This window comes from Mesorhizobium silamurunense (assembly GCF_014843905.1).
GTDB classification, from domain to species: Bacteria; Pseudomonadota; Alphaproteobacteria; order Rhizobiales; family Rhizobiaceae; genus Mesorhizobium; species Mesorhizobium silamurunense.
Genome location: NZ_LPVS01000038.1, coordinates 167,653 through 183,668 on the forward strand (window position 1 = coordinate 167,653; position 16,016 = coordinate 183,668).

General features: G+C 58.4%; 15 protein-coding genes and 3 pseudogenes. 14 read left to right on the forward strand and 4 right to left on the reverse strand.

Annotation, left to right across the window (positions count from 1 at the left end):
• Positions 1 to 437 precede the first annotated feature (437 nt).
• Positions 438 to 692 (reverse strand): hypothetical protein, encoded by a 255-nt coding sequence (locus AU465_RS11270; protein WP_192246867.1) that lies wholly within the window; start codon positions 690 to 692, stop codon positions 438 to 440.
• A 362-nt stretch (positions 693 to 1,054) separates the two neighbouring features.
• Here AU465_RS11270 and AU465_RS11275 point away from each other — a divergent pair, with 362 nt between their 5' ends.
• The 5 genes and pseudogenes from AU465_RS11275 to AU465_RS37765 all read left to right on the forward strand — a co-directional run.
• Complete coding sequence (locus AU465_RS11275) at positions 1,055 to 2,581, forward strand: Wadjet anti-phage system protein JetA family protein (RefSeq protein WP_192246869.1); 1,527 nt, start codon at positions 1,055 to 1,057, stop codon at positions 2,579 to 2,581.
• Positions 2,571 to 3,221, forward strand: a complete 651-nt coding sequence (locus tag AU465_RS11280; RefSeq protein WP_192246871.1) for a DUF4194 domain-containing protein — start codon at positions 2,571 to 2,573, stop codon at positions 3,219 to 3,221. Before AU465_RS11275 ends, AU465_RS11280 begins: the two co-directional genes overlap by 11 nt.
• Positions 3,218 to 6,682 carry an SbcC/MukB-like Walker B domain-containing protein gene (locus AU465_RS11285; RefSeq protein WP_192246873.1) on the forward strand — a complete coding sequence of 1,155 codons (3,465 nt, stop codon included), beginning with the start codon at positions 3,218 to 3,220 and terminating at the stop codon, positions 6,680 to 6,682. The genes AU465_RS11280 and AU465_RS11285 overlap by 4 nt, the downstream gene beginning before the upstream one ends.
• On the forward strand, positions 6,679 to 7,857 hold the full coding sequence (locus AU465_RS11290) for a Wadjet anti-phage system protein JetD domain-containing protein (protein WP_192246875.1): 1,179 nt from the start codon (positions 6,679 to 6,681) through the stop codon (positions 7,855 to 7,857). The genes AU465_RS11285 and AU465_RS11290 overlap by 4 nt, the downstream gene beginning before the upstream one ends.
• 293 nt (positions 7,858 to 8,150) lie before the next feature.
• Positions 8,151 to 8,459 (forward strand): annotated as a pseudogene (locus tag AU465_RS37765) (substrate-binding domain-containing protein); the annotation flags it as partial.
• 117 nt (positions 8,460 to 8,576) lie between these two features.
• On the opposite strand, the gene hisN reads toward AU465_RS37765, so the two are convergent.
• The 3 genes from hisN to AU465_RS35955 are packed head-to-tail and all read right to left on the reverse strand — an operon-like array spanning position 8,577 to position 10,463.
• Entirely contained in the window at positions 8,577 to 9,380 is an 804-nt protein-coding gene (hisN, locus tag AU465_RS11300) for a histidinol-phosphatase (protein ID WP_192246877.1), read from the reverse strand.
• A gap of 22 nt (positions 9,381 to 9,402) precedes the next feature.
• Positions 9,403 to 9,903, reverse strand: a complete 501-nt coding sequence (locus tag AU465_RS35950; RefSeq protein WP_210325063.1) for a phosphotransferase family protein — start codon at positions 9,901 to 9,903, stop codon at positions 9,403 to 9,405.
• Positions 9,900 to 10,463 (reverse strand): hypothetical protein, encoded by a 564-nt coding sequence (locus tag AU465_RS35955; RefSeq protein WP_210325064.1) that lies wholly within the window; start codon positions 10,461 to 10,463, stop codon positions 9,900 to 9,902. The genes AU465_RS35950 and AU465_RS35955 overlap by 4 nt, the downstream gene beginning before the upstream one ends.
• A gap of 238 nt (positions 10,464 to 10,701) precedes the next feature.
• Here AU465_RS35955 and AU465_RS11310 point away from each other — a divergent pair.
• The 9 genes and pseudogenes from AU465_RS11310 to AU465_RS11345 all read left to right on the forward strand — a co-directional run.
• Positions 10,702 to 11,425, forward strand: a pseudogene (locus AU465_RS11310) (amino acid ABC transporter ATP-binding protein); the annotation flags it as partial.
• Positions 11,426 to 11,581: 156 nt separating this feature from the next.
• A pseudogene (locus AU465_RS11315) lies at positions 11,582 to 12,446 on the forward strand (ABC transporter substrate-binding protein).
• A 186-nt stretch (positions 12,447 to 12,632) separates the two neighbouring features.
• Positions 12,633 to 12,848, forward strand: coding sequence for a hypothetical protein (locus AU465_RS11320; RefSeq protein WP_192246879.1), 216 nt, complete (start codon positions 12,633 to 12,635; stop codon positions 12,846 to 12,848).
• Positions 12,849 to 12,987: 139 nt separating this feature from the next.
• Positions 12,988 to 13,374 (forward strand): FAD-dependent oxidoreductase, encoded by a 387-nt coding sequence (locus AU465_RS37770; RefSeq protein ID WP_192246881.1) that lies wholly within the window; start codon positions 12,988 to 12,990, stop codon positions 13,372 to 13,374.
• A gap of 94 nt (positions 13,375 to 13,468) precedes the next feature.
• Entirely contained in the window at positions 13,469 to 13,645 is a 177-nt protein-coding gene (locus tag AU465_RS11330) for a hypothetical protein (protein ID WP_210325065.1), read from the forward strand.
• A gap of 117 nt (positions 13,646 to 13,762) precedes the next feature.
• Entirely contained in the window at positions 13,763 to 13,999 is a 237-nt protein-coding gene (locus AU465_RS11335; protein ID WP_246506003.1) for a type II toxin-antitoxin system HigB family toxin, read from the forward strand.
• Between the two features lie 58 nt (positions 14,000 to 14,057).
• The gene (locus tag AU465_RS37120; RefSeq protein WP_281396730.1) at positions 14,058 to 14,186 is read left to right on the forward strand and encodes a hypothetical protein; all 129 of its coding nucleotides are present in this window, start codon (positions 14,058 to 14,060) and stop codon (positions 14,184 to 14,186) included.
• A complete protein-coding gene (locus tag AU465_RS36475) occupies positions 14,174 to 14,314 on the forward strand; it encodes a hypothetical protein (RefSeq protein ID WP_246506005.1) in 141 nt (46 codons plus the stop codon). Before AU465_RS37120 ends, AU465_RS36475 begins: the two co-directional genes overlap by 13 nt.
• Before the next feature lie 34 nt (positions 14,315 to 14,348).
• On the forward strand, positions 14,349 to 16,016 hold a 1,668-nt coding region (locus AU465_RS11345; protein WP_192246883.1), incomplete at its 3' end, for a recombinase family protein.

A 16,016-nucleotide genomic window follows, 5' to 3' on the forward strand; every position in this document is an offset into this window, starting at 1 on the left:
GTGCCCACCGGCATCCACTTGGTCCTGCGCCAGATAGTTGCCTATCATATAGATCAGACCTACGACTGCGAGTAGCTGCTATTCGCGTAGCCCTTCATGTCCTCGTAGAGACCGCCAACCGCCAATGCCGCCTTCTTCCTGTCATCAACGAACTTCACCTCTATGGCGGTGCCGATGGTATCGATCCCGAAGTCGGGAAAATAGCTTTTTTGTCTGCTTGAGGACAGGCGCCTCGCGAACTACGTCAGGGAAGGCGAGACGGAGAACCAGTTGCAGATGATCCTGAACATCCTTCTCTCGTTTAGGAAGATTGCCGGTCCCTTCAATGTAGTGCGACAACTGCCGCAGCATCCTGGCCAGCACGCGTCGCTGCTCTCGTACCTCGGATGGCGTCTCTACGAGCGCGGCAAGCAAGTCGAGACGGGAACTGAGCACATCTACAGCCTCATTGTAAGGGAGCCTAAGTACTCGTCCCAATAGCTGACCTGCCCAAGCTTCTCCGCAACGCTTTCGAACTCTGTATCAAAGGCCTTCAACGATTGAGCCAATCCGAGCAACTCAAATACAACCCCGACAGTGGCACGCCCGCGAATCGTGTTTGCCTTCAAGATCGCCGATGCGTTCTCAAGGCATTCATTGCGGTGATAGTCGTCGAGGTGTTCCTCGGCCTCTGCGTATGCGTTGATTTGCAAGCAGCATTCCTGAACCAGCGATTGAGCGGAGCTCCTAGGGCCTTAATGACCAGCGAGAGTTTGGTTTCCATTGGAAAGATGATCCGGGATCGAAATTGTAGGGTCGCAACAGTAGCCGGTTTTCCACCACATCGACAATTCTGATCCACGGGCTGGAACGAGCGCTTGTCGCATCCTGGCTCCATCCTCCGGAAGAGCAACCGAGGTCTTCAGAGCAAATCACGCAAGCACAGCCGACTCGCTCAAGTTTGCAGGAACGTTGCCTCGAGATCGCCGGATTGTTCTCGACCGCGTTTTCTCGGGTTGTTTGGTCTACCAAGCGGTGGCATAAATTCGCGGGCACCTTGGGGTAGACGCCACAAATGGCACTTTTCCGTTATCTTAATGATGACGCGTTTCTGATCTTTTCACGCAAATTCCGGTTCCTCTATGAGGCGGCGTTACTGGATATCTACGAGCGCTTCTTCTCCCGTGGGGCGTCATTCCCAACTCCTCAGGAGGTCGTTCACGCAATCTATGATCTTATCAAGCGAAAGCCTGATCTGCTTGCAGAGGGCGACGATGTTGGTGAGGGCCTGCCTGACCTGGTGTCGAAGCGTCGTAGACGCCTCAAGTTTGCTGGCGAAGCGAACGAGGCTGCCGAGACAGCGTTGCGGGTCGCGAGCGTTGCCTACCAGAAATTGATCCAGACCGGCTGGCTCGAAGAGGAAGAATATGGGCTAAGGGTAACGGTCGATATGCCGATGGGAGCCAGCCTGGTCATGCAGCTCCTGTCCAGCCTGAAATCCGACGTGAGCCAGCGCTTTGGTGGCGTCGTGGTCAACGTGAAACAAAGTCTGGAACTGGCGGCGAAACTCCAGGCGGACTCTTCAGGAAAGGAGGCCGTGGATGCTGCGTACGCTGTGGTGCAGGCGAGAGAACAGGCCACGGCCTTTCTCAAGACACTCAGGGCCATCCTCTCCGACCTGAGGCGGATCCGCCGGACCATTATGGAATCGCGGAGCATGCGCGAGAGGGTAGACGCATACTTTCAGGAATTCATCGGCGAGTTGGTTCTGAAAGACTTCCAAGCCATCCACACTTTCAATCATCCCTTTAGATTCAAAGACCACATCCTTGATCTGGCTCGCGCTATCTCGGTCGATCCCGAAATAATGAAGACCATCGCTTCGGGCTACGTCGAGAACGGGATGGCCGACATCCATGAGAATGGGCTCAGAACAGCAGAGACCGACCTTCTATCGATCCAGGAAGTTTTTGATGGGATCGGCGAGATGTTCGACCGGATCGCCATCTTTCGGCGACAGCTTGAACAGCGTCTTCGCAACACGGTCAAATATGCGGAGCAAGGGAGCAGTGGCATTTCAAGCCGGGCCGCATCTCTCGTACACCGGCTCCACAAGGTAATGGACCAGCGCCCGGCTCTTTCTGAGTTCGCCTGGGTTCCCCTCCCGATCGAGCCGATGCGTACGCCGTGGTCCGAGCGGCATCTCGCGCAACCGCGGCAAGCACGTAGGGCGCTGGAACCAATGGCCGTCCCGCCCAAAATAGTGGATCCATTGCTGGTGCTGCGCAAGAAACTCAAAAAGCAGTACATGGAAAGAATCGTTCCAGACGAGAGACAATTGCTGCAATGGCTGCATGACAAAGTTCCATTCGCGGTGACGAAAGAGGCGCGCTTCCTGGAGATAGAAGACGTAGACTCATTCATTGCCTTCGATGTGATCCGACGGTTCACCAAACCAGGCGATCTCCCGCCTTCTATCGCAGCGGCGTTTGAGATCGTGGATGACTCTAAAGGACCGCAGCACGATAGCGATTGGATAAAATGCGGTAACTTCCTAATCCGGAGACGGGCTGCCACGGCTGGAGGCATGGATGCTGAATGAGTTCGAAGAGGTCGAGGCCCGATACGGCGCGGACAAGGGTGCCGACCTTCGGAAAGCTTGCCGATACCTCCTCCGTCATCAATTCGTGTATTCGGGCGATCGGGGCGTGGCGACCGTCTATGATGTAATTATGGATAGTCGCTTTAGAAGAGTGATCGACGGATTCTTTGACTGCATCGGCTACCGCGTCCACCGCGAGCATGACGAGCAGTGGGCAGGGATCGCGCTGGCTGACGAGGAGATGTCGTCAACGCCAAAAATGAAGGCTGACGAGACTATCGTTCTTCTGGTGGCAGCGGCCCATTGGCAGGACGAAGCGAACCAGGGCAACGTTGAAGAACGTGCGACGGTCTTGACAACATTTAACGTCCTCTACGAGAAGTACAGGGAAATGGCCGAAAGGGGCACAAAGATGCTTATGCCCCAATCGAGGTTCCAGGACGTTCTTGAGGATCTTGCTGCGCGTAACCTAATCTGGCTCGGAGAGTTCGATCGTGTCCTTCAGGATCGGGAGGTGGTGGTCCGGCCGATAATCAAGTTGGTTTCCGGATCCGACGCGCTGCGGCGCATTGAGGAGCAGGTTGCGCTGGAGGACTACGAGCCCCGCCAGCCCGGTCCCATCGAGGAAAAATTGCAATGATGGAACTCGTTCATCTCGCGTTGGTCAATTGGCATTCGTTCAGCGTTGAAGATATTCCGGTTAGCGGCCACGTCGGTTTCCTCGGTGAAAACGCTTCGGGCAAATCAACAATCCTCGACATGATCCAGGTGGTGCTCACCGGCGCCAGCGGGCGGTACATGAATCTCAACCCAGTCGCTGGTGAAAATCGTCGCAGAAGCGGTCCGAGGCGCACGGTACAGGGTTACTGCCTCGGTGCCCGTGGAGAGGGCGATTTTCGGCGCGAAGCCTGCCTTACCTACGTGGCCGTCAGTTTTCGCGACGCCGAGGGAGTGAAGCCCGATTTGACGGTAGGCCTCGCCATGGAGGCAAGGAAGACACAGCCTGCCGAAACCATACTCGGCCGTTTCGTCGTCCGCGGCAAAATATTGAAGACGGCGGATTTCTTACGTGAGCGGGAAGGAAGGCAAGAATTCGCGCAATGGGAGGATGTTAGGCAATCACTAGAGAGGGAATGCGGTGGCGGGTTCGTAAACCACCGCGACAGCGCCACGGACCACATCCGGGAATATATGCGTGACTTGGTTCCACGATCGGCGCCGACTTCCGGAAACGCCGCCGCGCTTGCAAAGGCGATTGTGAACGGCATGACGCTTAACCAGGGCCTGTCTGCAACAGACTTTGTCAGGAACTATATCCTCGAGGAGTCTCCGATGAGGATCGGTGAACTGAGAGAGTCGCTGAAGACTTACCGACAAGTCAACCAGACCATCAAGAACATGCGGGAGCGTGCGAAACGGCTGAAGGTGGTCAAGGCGCGAGCGGAAGATTTTAGAAACTACCTCAACGAACACGTCGAGGAGGACTGGATCAGTCGCAAGGCAAGGTACCTCGCGGCCTCGGCGGCAATGCGGGCACTCGAAGAAGAGGTCAAGGAAGCCGAGGCATTTCTCCTAGCCGAGAGCGAAGAAATCAACGACCTGAACAGTTCGATCACCGAAGCGAACCAGGATGTGCACCGCATCATCAAGCAGATCGAAGCGATCAAAGCCAAGGTGGGCATCGACGATCTTAAGAAGATGGCCGAAAGCTATTCCTTTTCCGCCGCAGATTGCCTCAAACGGGTCTCTGAAAGAGTGAAGCATATGCAGCGGATCGCCGCTGCGGCCGAAGCACTCGGAAAGGGTGAAGTAAGCTCCCGCGAATTGGCCGCCCACGCCTCCGCGGTGGCCGAGGCGGTTAAGCGTGGGAACACAGCAACCACGGCAGGGATCGAACAAGCGTTCCTGGCGTCGTTCCCCGTAAGCGCCGAGAGAATTGGGAGGGCCCGTAGCGAGGCGGAAGCCGCTTTGCATACGAAGATTGAGGAGGTCGACAAGCTGTCTCGGTCTATCGAGGCGGCCGCTTCCGGTTCACGAGATTCTCACCTCGGCGACCATACCCGCGAGTTGATGAGGCTCCTTCGCATGGCCGGGATGGTTCCGAGAGCGCTTTGCGACATCATTGACATTACCGACAAGCATTGGGGACAAGCGGCTGAAGGTCTTCTCGGTCGAGACAGGGAAGCGATCTTCGTCGATCGCGACCACATCCATATGGCAACGACGATCCTGAGAGAAAACAGGCGGGAGCTACGCCAGGCTTCCCTAGTCAGCCTAAACAAGCTCGAGCAATACCAGAATCCGGTCCAGTCAGGTTGGTTCCCTTCGCTTTTCAAGTCCGATGACAAAGACGCGGTCGCCTTCCTGCAGCGCAGATATGGCAATGTACGGCTGGCCCGCACCATGGAGGAGTTTAACCAACCCGGCCGTGCCCTCATGGCTGACGGCCTCTATGATGATGGGCTGTTACGAGGAACTCGCCTGGAGGACGCCTCCCGCCTCAAGATCGGCAGGGCGGCGCAGGAGCAACTTTTCCTGGAGCAGAAAAGGCGGTTCGAGGTGCTGCAGGAGGAAATCGAAACCCTATCCCAGCGAAGGCGTATCCTTTCCGAGGTTGATCGCTCCGCTGCCATCGTGGCTTCGCCTGCAGACGGCGAGACAGTGGCAGGTCTGCTTGAAAGAGCGCAGGAGCAGGAGAGGCTGGCAGGAGAGGCTCGATCCAGGCTAGAGGCGGTGGATCAAGGCGACCTGGAACGCCTATATGAACTTGAGGAGAAGAAGAGGGTTCAGCAGGCCTATGTCCACGCCAGAAATGTTGAGCTCACGTCAATCCAGAAGAGGCAGGGAGCTTACCAGAAACAAGCTGAAACCGCGAGGAAAACGCTCACGGGCCTTACCAACCAAGAGGGTTCGCGCCATTCGCGGAATCTCGCCCGGCGCATGTTCCAACACAGCTGGCGCTTGACGGCCACAGTGCCGGCTAATCGCAGGTACCGGGAGAGGATCGCGGGTAAACAAATCCCAAGTAATCCATCTGCCCGTTACGAAGCATTGGCCGGGGTTCATCGTGCGATTGGACAGCGCGCGGAGGATCGCTTCAAACATGCAAAAGATAGAATGATGGAGGCCGACAGGAATGTGCGCGCCGCCATGAGGAGCTATTTTGACGTCGCTCCCATAAGCTCCGAGGTCGGAGCAGAAAGCGACATCCTGAAGGACATTCTGCCCTGGGTGGAGGCCACGCTACGGGATATAGAGGAGAACGAGCTCACGCGGCATGAAGCACTGGCGGCTGAAGCTTCTGAGCGAGTCTCGTCTATCTTTCGCGGCGAATTCGTCAACTCTCTCCACTCACGCATCTCCAAACTGAGGCGGGATATTGACTCGCTGAACCATAGCCTCCGCAATCACGCATTCCACGGCGAGCGATATTCGTTCAGCAGGACGCAAGTGGCTCAGTACTCGCCGATCTTGAAAGCGGTCGAGATCTACGTGACTTCCGAGGATGCGCTGGATCTTCTCTTCAAGGGTGAGATACCTGAAGGCTCCCCCCACAAACCCGTGCTCGACGAGGTGAAGCGCATCCTAGAGGATCCTGATACAGACTTCGACAGTTTTGAGGATTATCGGAGCTTCTTCGTTTTCGAGATTCACATGGAGAACCTCGATACCGGGCATAAGACACGGTGGGAAACTCGTCGCGGCACGGGTTCCGGCGCCGAGCAACAAGTCCCGCTTTACGTTGCCATCGGTGCCTCGCTGGCTTCCGTTTACGGGACCGCCGAAGGGAGATTGGGATCGCAACTTGGAATGGCACTTGCCGTCTTCGATGAAGCCTTTGCAAAGCTGGACGGCAAAAACCAGCGGCAGATGATGAGCTTCTATGAAAGCCTTGGCCTGCAGGTGATCGTCGCTGCGCCACCAGAACGGCGGCCTTCCTTGCTTGGCTACATGCATGCCATTGTCGAAGTGGACAATATTGGCAGCGGGCAATCGGAGACGACCGTAGTTCAAGTGAAGGAAAAGGCTCGCAAGGAACTGCAGCGGATCAACCCCGAACTCATGGATGACGATGCATTGCGTAGGATGGCAGCGGAGTGAAATTCACCGATCCGAGCGCCCTCCTCTCTCATCTTCTGGATAAGCATGAAGATGGTCGAGCGAACGCACGTGCTTATCCGGATAACGGTGCCTTTTCGAGCATCGTCGATGCCGACAGTTTTCGGAAGAAGTTGGAAGAGGCAAGTCGGGCGGGAGCCGTCGAGCTTAGGATGGAGGAGGGGCGGCGAACTGGCGAGGTCAAATTCGTGCGTATCGCAGATGCGGCAGCCCTCTATCGTTTCGTCAAACGAATTCCTTCTAGCCAACGCTCGGCGTTGGCGCTCGAGGATCTATTTCGCCGAACCGAGTTTTCTGCCCTGTTCGCTGAGCATGCGCAGGAAGCTGCCGAAACCTGGTCCAGGAATCGGCGGTGGGCAGGCATTGTTCCCGGCGATGTGCGTTCGCTCGAGTGTGCGCTCGCGCTTGCGCAAGCCATCCACAGACGGCAACACGTCGGTTTGGATTATCGCACTTTCTCTCGGAGGGCTGTCGGGGACAGCAAGGCATTGGAGCGGCTAGAGGCGGCTGTCGCAAGGGTCCTCCGTGGCGTGGGCGCAGACATCCCGGAGGGCGCCAGTCCTCGCGAGGCACTCGGTGCGCTCGGGCTGGAAAAGGTGTCTCCTCCTCTCCTCCTTTCCGGCCCGGTCGCCTTTGGTGGGACCCAATTGGACACTGCCTTTCTAGGTCTTCCGGCCGATGCAATTGATACCGTCTCGTTCAGCCGGACGCCGGAATACGTCCTCGTGGTGGAGAACTACACGAGCTTCGTCAGGCACGTGACCGAGGCAGACCCAGATCGCCGTGGACTGGTCATTTACGGCGGCGGTTATCCGTCCGCTGGAGTTCAGAAAGCGCTGGGCCTGATTGCCCGGCGCTTCCCCAACGAAGTTCCGTTTTACCACTGGTCCGACATAGACCCTGACGGCATCTGGATTTTCCTCACGGTTGAGAGGGCATTTGGCCGCAGGCTGACTCCACACCTTATGACCCTAGAATTGGCAGAAAGGCATGGCAATGTACCGGCGAAGGTGGCGAGCAGAGTTGCCAAAACTGACGAATCCTCTCTGTTTGAATTGATTGCGTATCTTTCGGAACCTGGTGCAAAACACCTAGAGCAGGAGGAACTCGATCCCATTATTCCTTGCCTATTGGGAAATATGCAGCGGGTCACGTGACGCCGGCCAATGGCGATGACCATGAACATCGAGCTCATGATTGCCATCCCATTCGGGATTGTCTCGGTTTGCCATTGCCGCTAGGCAAGCTAGCTGCGTGCTCGGCTCAATCGCGGCCTGGCTGACGATCCAATTCACCGGTGAGGCGGTGATCGAGTGACGTACATTAAGGTCGCTTGCTGCTCGACGTTGTTGGGGGGCTTCGATTCCGGGCGCCCCAAGTATGAACGGTTGCCCTAGTTGGCCGCCATCTTGTTACGCCGAGGTAAGAAAGCCTCACGTCAGTAGCCCTCGTCCTTCTCAAAGTTCTTCGGGAGTTAGATATATCGATACCCGATGAGGTCTCGCTCATTTGCTTTGACGACGCTGACTGGACAGCGGCGGTGACGCCCGCACTAACCGTTGTCTCGGAACCTATTAGAGACTTAGCCAAAGCTGCCACAGAAGATCTTATCGCTCGTCTACAGAGCCAGGCTACAGATCCCGTGAAGGAAACTCTGCTACCGGCGACACTTATAAATCGTGGCTCAGTCAGCAATGTTCGTGCGAAATCGCGGAGTATGCCGAAGGGAAAGAATGTTCGCCCGCGCTGTCCTACCTAAAAAGACAAAGGCGATCTTGGGCGGTCCCGCGGGCGTTCTTGAAGCATTCGAGAAGGCAGCCCCACTCCGAAGAGATCTCCGCTCTAGCCGATCGTCCGCAGCGCCAGTTATGTCAGGTTAGCGATCCCTCTGTGATCCGCTCTGACGAGCAGTTCCATGCAAAATCTCTATGACCTTGGCGTGAAGAGCCGCGTTGGCTGCCGCGACGATACCACCACCGCGCTCCGCGGGTCCCCCGTCCCAGCCGGTGACCGTTCCGCCGGCCTGCTCGATTATCGGGATGAGGGCGACGATGTCGTATGGCTGGAGCCCGGCCTCCACAACGATGTCGATTTGACCGGCGGCGAGCATGCAATAGGCATAGCAATCGGTCCCGTACCGCGAAAGACGCACCTGCCTCTCCAACTGATGGAAAGAGGTCCGCTGCCCCGGTTCGAAGATCGTGGGGGTCGTCGTGAAGAGCGTGGCTTCGCACAGGTCTTCAGTGGCGCGGGTTGAAAGCTGTCCCTGGCCGTGCGGCCCTTCATAGTGACTACCGTCGCCTGTCGCGTAAAACAGTTCCCCTATGAACGGTTGCGCCATCATTCCGGCAACGGCATTGCCGTCTTCCAAAAGCCCAACGAGCGTCCCCCAAAGTGGGATGCCAGAAATGTAGGAGCGCGTGCCGTCGATCGGATCGACGACCCAGACATGCCGGGCCCCGGATCCCTCGGCACCAAACTCCTCGCCAAGAAGGCCGTGTTCCGGAAATTCCGCCCTGATCAGACTGCGTAACGCCTTCTCCGTCTCGCGGTCAGCCTCCGTTACGGGATCGAAACCGGCGGCAAACTTATTGGCGACCAGGCCTGGCAGCCGAAACCGGGGCAGCGCCTCCCGTGCAGCAACCATGGCAAGTCGGCGGAGGAACTCAGGGGAAATCATGCTTTCACCGTTTCGGTTGCCATCAGACCGTCTTCAGCCAGTCCGGCCAGCGCGGATCGCTCATCATGAAGCGTGCTCGCATGTGCTTCCAGAAGCCGTATTTGAAGAAGTCGAAATCGAGGCGCGAGACCTTGTTCTGCACCATGGCCCAAGTCGACCACTTCAAGTCGACGAGCGCCTTGAACAGCGAGACGCGGGCTAGGACGGCTGTATCGACGCGACCGTAGTATTCCTCGATCAGTTCCGCTTCGATCTCGGGCGAGAAGCACATCTCGACGAACCAGAGCGCCAGCTCGGCGGCCCGGTCGTTGGTCGAGGCGTACTCGAAATCGACGAGCATGACGCGGCGGTCGGCATGAAGCAGGAAATTTCCAGCGAGCGTGTCGTTCATGCAGGGCGCGAGATCGAGACCCGAAGCTTCCAGCGCCTGCCGAGCCTCGCGATAGCGCGCGTTGAACCATCCGAAATCACTCGGGAACTCGCCGCCCAGCACCAGCGCCTGCTGGAAGTGCTCGTCGATCATGTCGAAGGTGGTCTTTTGCTGCGTAGGCGCGGACTATCATTGAACGCCTTCAGGGCGCGAAGACCGTTGAGACGCACCACCGAGTCAAGAAAATCCGCATTGGTAGATGTTCTCAGCCCTTCGACAAACTCGCTGATCTCAACGCCCGTGTCCGGAAAGAAGTGGAAAATGCGGGCGCCGACACCGGCCGCGTGCGCCTTGCGCCCGGCTTCATTCGCGGTCTGTCGGTCGATGAACATCTCCGTCCCCTCGCCTGGGATCTTGACGAAGAAACGATGCGGGGCACCAGCAATCTCGACGCGCCAATTTGGATTGCTGATGCCACCGGGCACTGGCTCATAGCTTTCGCCGCCGGCTGCCGCGGTGATGTCGTTCTGGACGTAAACCGGATAGCCGATCTCCCTCTCGACTTCGTCCTGCAGCGCATCGAACCGCTCGCGGGCCGCCTTTGGCGCCAGTTCGAGTTCTGCCTGGTCCGCAGGCAACGCAAGGCCGATGCCAGCGATGCGCAAATGGAGATGCTGAGGCAGATTGGCGACGGCCTTGGCAACGGCACTCAAGAATTGCGGATGGTTGGTGTCTGCGCGGTCGCCGAGAGCGGCAGTACGGTGCGAGAGCGGATCGAGCCAACGAAATCGACGAGCACAACCTCCACCTGCCGGTGGCCGACGCTGATACCGGAGTAGGCGCCCTCGGGATTAAGTGAAATCGGTACGGTCGGCGGCCCGACGCGGCCGCGCTGGGCTTCGCCTTTGGCGATGAGCCCGTCCTGTTCGAGGGAACGGACGATGACAGCGCTTCGGCGCGCTGGCAGTGCTCGACGGTATCGATCTCGCCCTCACCCCGGGCTCGGTGACGGCAATCATCGGTCCGTCCGGCGCTGGCAAGTCGACGCTTTTGCGCACTATCAACCATCTCGAGCGCACCGACACCGGCTTCGTGACCATCGACGACGAGCTGGTCGGCTACCATCGCGACGGGCACACGCTCTATGAGCTCAAGGAAGCGGCGATCCGCCGGCGCCGCGCCGCGATCGGCATGGTGTTCCAGAACTTCAATCTCTTCCCGCACCTGACGGTGCTGGAGAACATCATCGAGGCGCCGGTCTCCGTGCAGGGCATCGCGCGCCCCGAGGCGGTTGAGCTGGCCAAGGATCTACACGCCCGCATCGGCTTGCCGGAGAAGGCCGATGCCTGTCCGCGCCACCTCTCCGGCGGCCAGCAGCAGCGTGTCGCCATTGCCAGGGCACTCGCCTTGAAGCCGAAGGTGCCGCTCTTCGACGAGCCGACTTCGGCGCTCGATCCCGAGCTGGTCGGCGAGGTGCTGGACGTCATCAAGGAACTCGCCACCTCCGGCACGACAATGGTGATCGTGACCCAACGAGATAGGCTTTGCCCGCGAGGTTGCCGGCACCATCGTCTTCATGGAAGGCGGCAAGATCCTCGAGGTCGGAACGCCGTCCAGGGTGTTTGCGGCACCGCCCCACCAGCGCACGCGCGAATTCCTCGCCAAGGTTATCTAGCGCCCCGAACTCTTCAGCGAAACCGGGCGGGCGGCATGTGCGAACCGCCGACCTTCAAGGCTCCCCGCCGGAACATCAGAGCGCACGTCCATCATGCAAGGAGAGACCCAATGACATTGTCACGAAAACCCTCATCCCCTCGCCTTCGGCGCGGTCCTGTCGGCCATCGCCTTCGCTTCCGTCGCCCAGGCGGCGGAATTCGATCTGAGCCCCGAACAGCCTGGCCGCATTCACACCGAAAAAAGCGAAAAGGCTGCCGCTGCGATCTCGCCGAACTTCAAATTCGCCAAGGAAGGTTATCTCACCGCGGCAACCAGCCCGTGGGATCCGCCGGTCGGCACCTATGCGACCGACGCCAAGACCGTGGTTGGCACCGATCCGGATATCACCGTGCTGATCGCCGAGACGCTCGGACTGAAGCTCGATCTGGTGCCGGTTCGGCAAATATGACGCCGTCATAAGCAACGTCACGGTGACGGAGGAGCGCAAGGAGAAGTTCGACTTCTCGACCTACCGCCAGGACGTGCTCGGCTTCTATGTGAAGGCCGACAGCAAGATCACCTCGATCAAGGAGCCGAAGGACGTCGCCGGTCTCAAGGTCATCACGGGTGCGGGCACCAACCAGGAAAAGATCCCGCTGGAATGGGATCGCGAGAATGTCGCGGCCGGGCTGAAGCCTGTCGAGGTCCAGTACTACGACGACTCCGCTGCAAGCCAGCTCGCCATCCAGTCGGGCCGCGCGAATGCCGAGTTCAATCCGAACGCCATGCTTGCCTATGCCGCGGCAGTCAGCGGCAAGACCAAGCTGGTCGGCATCGTCAGCGGCGGCTGGCCTTTGACCGCCGAGATCGCGGTGGCGACGCGCAAGGACAGCGGCCTGGCCAATGCCATCACGCTCGCCATCAACGAGCTGATCGCCAGCGGCAAATATGGCGAAGTGCTGAAGAAATGGAGCCTTACCGCCGAAGCCATCGATCAGTCGCGCACCAACCCGCCTGGCCTGCCCAAGCCCAACAGCTGAGCAGCATGGCTTTTTGACTGGCGTCTCCCTTTTAGGCGCCAGTCCGCCCGTTCGGACTGGCAGCAGTTTCAGAAGAGTAAAACGCAATGACGTCCGGCATGTTGTTGTGAAGGATTTCATCGATCTTGGGGCCGCTATAATAGCCATCGAAGGCCGCCAGCGTGTTGGGTCGCCGTCGGTGGAAACATGCTTGAAGGGACCGGTGCCGTTCGGGCGCTTCTGCAGCGAGCTCGGGTCGGCGACATCCTTGGCCGAAAGGATCGGAAGGAAGCTGGCAACAAACCAGAAGGCCGACGCGGGATAGCCGTACTTGCCAGTCTTGAGCTGGATTTTGTGTGTATCGACGATATCGCTGTCAACCCGTTCCGCCACGTCGAACCTATCTCCGGCTATGGCCTTTGACGCGCCGTCTGCAAGTCTCGAGCTTGCATGCATCAAGGCAGGCTATGCTGAGTATCTCGACATCCACGAGAAGCTTAACCTTCCGATTTTGAAGAATTCGGCCCCTTGTGGCGGGCTGGTCCGATGAAGAGAGAGTGCCGTGCTGGTTCCCGGCGACCACATCATCGATCCATGGTCGGCGCCTTTGGCCTATGCTCGCCAGGCGATCGCCCATGGTGCGGTGATACTGCGTGCCACGGAGGTGACCGGCGGACAGCGGGTCCCGGACGGCTGGCTGCTGAAATGCTCCACCGGGACGGTTCAGGCTCGAATCGTGGTCAATGCCGCCGGAAACCTCGGCGATCTGATCGAGAAGATAACAAGCCGCCGCCTTTCCGGATCGCGCCGCGAAAAGGGTCAGTTCGTCGTCTTGACAAGCCGGCATCGAAGCTCGTCAACGCGATCATCCTGCCGGTGCCTATCGAGCGCACAAAGGGCGTCGTGCTTTTCTGTAAGCGACGCCGACCCTCCCATCTCTACGCTATAGCCGCCGCAATGCCGCATGAGCGGTTTGCACCTCTTTTCGTACACTCCTTCCTGGGTCTTGATGTTGCCATCCGATTTCCGGCTGGAGTAAATGCGTGGTCGTCAAGACAGAAAAGATCCGGACCGAGGTAGTGAAGCCTGAGCAAGCTCCCACCCTCGATCGAGCCTTGTTTCGCCTTGCCCAGTTGATTGGTCGACAGATGGCAAGAGAACAGTTCGAGGCGATGCGGGAAGTCCCCCAAAAGACGAAGGCGAGCGATCGCCAACACTGATCGCTCAGGGAGTCTTCGCGTCATGCCGAGGGCATAATAGCCCGATGAAAGTTATAGTCTGCGGTCGATCGCACGAGCGCATAGATTCCATAATGGGACCATGGAAAGGAGGAAACAATGAAGATCATCCCCCGCCGCAGCTTGGGGGAATTCGTCGAGGGCCTATCAGAGCAGAAAGAAAAGGCCGCGCTCGATGCCTGGTTCGATGAAGCAAGCAAAGTTGCGTGGGCGAGATCTGCCGACGTCAAGAAGTACTACGCCACCGCAAGCATCGTCAGCGCCGAGCGGATCGTCTTCAACATCAAATTCATTGACTATCGCCTCGTGGTGTCAGTTATGTTGGGCATCGTCTGAATCAAATGGATCGGCACCCACAAGGCTTACGATAAGATCGACGTGACGGAGGTAAAATATGGCAACTGATCTCAAGCCGATCCGCACCGAGGCGGGCTACGAGGCAGCGCCTGCCGAAGTCGAACGGCTTTGGGGGTCCAAGGGCGGCACACCGAACGGCGTCGGCTGGATGTCTTGGCCACGCTGATCGAAGCGTACGAAACCAAGCATTATCCGATCTATCCGCCCGATCCGATCGAGGCGATCCGTTTTCGCATGGAGCAGCCGGAAAGATCTGGAGCCGATGATAGGTTTGATTCGGCCAACTCGTCGTGAGGAGGCAGCCTGAGAGCAGATAGGAGACCAACCTATGACCCGGATCGCACTCTATGCACGGTATTCCACCGACAATCAGCGTGAGGCGTCGATCGAGGATCAGTTCCACGTTTGCAGAGAGCAGGCAAAGCGCGAGAATTGGGACATCGTCGGTACTTACAAGGACGCCGGCATCTCGGGCGCAAGCATGATCCTTCGGCCAGGCATCCAGATGCTTTTGCAGGACGCCCAAAGGGGGGTGTTCAGCATAGTGCTGGCGGAAGCCTTGGATCGCATTAGCCGCGACCAGGCCGACGTCGCGACACTCTATAAACATCTCAATTTTGCTGGCGTTTCGATTGTGACGCTCGCCGAGGGCAGGATCAGCGAGCTACATGTCGGCCTCAAGGGCACCATGAACGCCTTGTTCTTGAAAGACCTTGCTGCCAAGACCCATCGGGGACTACGCGGCCGCGTCGAGAACGGCAAATCCGGGGGTGGGATTTGCTACGGCTATCGCCTTGTTAAGAAGCTGGACGTGCACGGCGACCCAATCCGCGGCGATCGCGAGATCGACGTGCATCAAGCACATATCGTCCGGCGGATCTTCCGGGACTTTGCAACCGGTGTCGGACCCCGTGCGATCGCCAAAGCTCTTAACGACGAGGGCGTTCCCGGCCCCGAGGGAAGACTCTGGAACGACACGACTATTCGAGGTCACCTGAAGCGTGGCACTGGTATCATCAATAATGAGCTTTATATCGGCCGGCTGGTCTGGAATCGCCAGCGCTACCTGAAGGATCCGTCGACCGGCCGGCGCGTCTCGCGCCTTAACCCAGAATCCGAGTGGATCATCAGCAATGTGCCAGACCTACGCATCCTTGAGGACGAATTGTGGCAAGCGGCGAAGCGGCGGCAAACCGAAATCTCCACCAAATTTGCCAATGTTACCGACGCGGTGCGCGAGCGTCTTGCCAACAATCGGCTCAATAGCGCACGCCGTCCGAAGTCGCTCCTATCGGGCCTAATCTTCTGCGGTTGGTGCGGGGGGCCATATTCGCTACGGGGCGCGAACCGATTCAGCTGCTCGGCGCATACAAGCAACGGTTCTTGCTCAAACAGCCGAACCATTGCACGTTCTGAACTCGAAGAACGCGTGTTGGCGGGCCTGAAGGATCGAATGATGGCGCCAGCGGTGGCATCAGAAGCTATCCGCGCTTATGCGGAGGAAACGAACCGCCTCAATCGCGAACGACGCACTAACGCCCAGACTTGGCGCGCAGAACTTGAAAAGACAGAACGGGAACTGGAGAAAGCGGTCGACGCGATTCTCGCCGGCCTACCCCCGCTCAAGCTGAAGGACCGTATCGGGAAACTAGAAGCTCGTAAGGCCGAACTTTCCATCTTGCTGACGGAAGTGCCCGACGATGTGCCGGACCGACTGCCGAACGCTGCGCATATCTATGCAAAGAAAATTGAAAGGCTGACAGAGGCTCTCAACCGCACGGAGGATCGGGCAGAAGCGGCAGACGCCATCCACGGCCTCATCGAAAAGATCGAGCTACGCCCGGGCACACGCCGGGGCGTAGTTGACGCCACGCTGTACGGCGAACTGAGCACGATCCTCGGCTGGATCGAGCGGCAAACGACCGGAAGGGGTACAAAAAAGAGCACTCCCGGAGCTGGGCTCCCGGGAGTGTCTGGATCGGTGGTTGCGGGGACA

Bases quoted from the DNA above. Each gene is read 5' to 3' on its own strand.
- AU465_RS11275 (WP_192246869.1), top strand. From the start codon at position 1,055: ATGGCACTTTTCCGTTATCTTAATGATGACGCGTTTCTGATCTTTTCA.
- AU465_RS11280 (WP_192246871.1), top strand. From the start codon at position 2,571: ATGCTGAATGAGTTCGAAGAGGTCGAGGCCCGATACGGCGCGGACAAG.
- AU465_RS11285 (WP_192246873.1), top strand. From the start codon at position 3,218: ATGATGGAACTCGTTCATCTCGCGTTGGTCAATTGGCATTCGTTCAGC.
- hisN (WP_192246877.1), bottom strand. From the start codon at position 9,380: ATGATTTCCCCTGAGTTCCTCCGCCGACTTGCCATGGTTGCTGCACGG.
- AU465_RS35950 (WP_210325063.1), bottom strand. From the start codon at position 9,903: ATGATCGACGAGCACTTCCAGCAGGCGCTGGTGCTGGGCGGCGAGTTC.
- AU465_RS11320 (WP_192246879.1), top strand. From the start codon at position 12,633: ATGCTTGAAGGGACCGGTGCCGTTCGGGCGCTTCTGCAGCGAGCTCGG.
- AU465_RS11335 (WP_246506003.1), top strand. From the start codon at position 13,763: ATGAAGATCATCCCCCGCCGCAGCTTGGGGGAATTCGTCGAGGGCCTA.
- AU465_RS37120 (WP_281396730.1), top strand. From the start codon at position 14,058: ATGGCAACTGATCTCAAGCCGATCCGCACCGAGGCGGGCTACGAGGCA.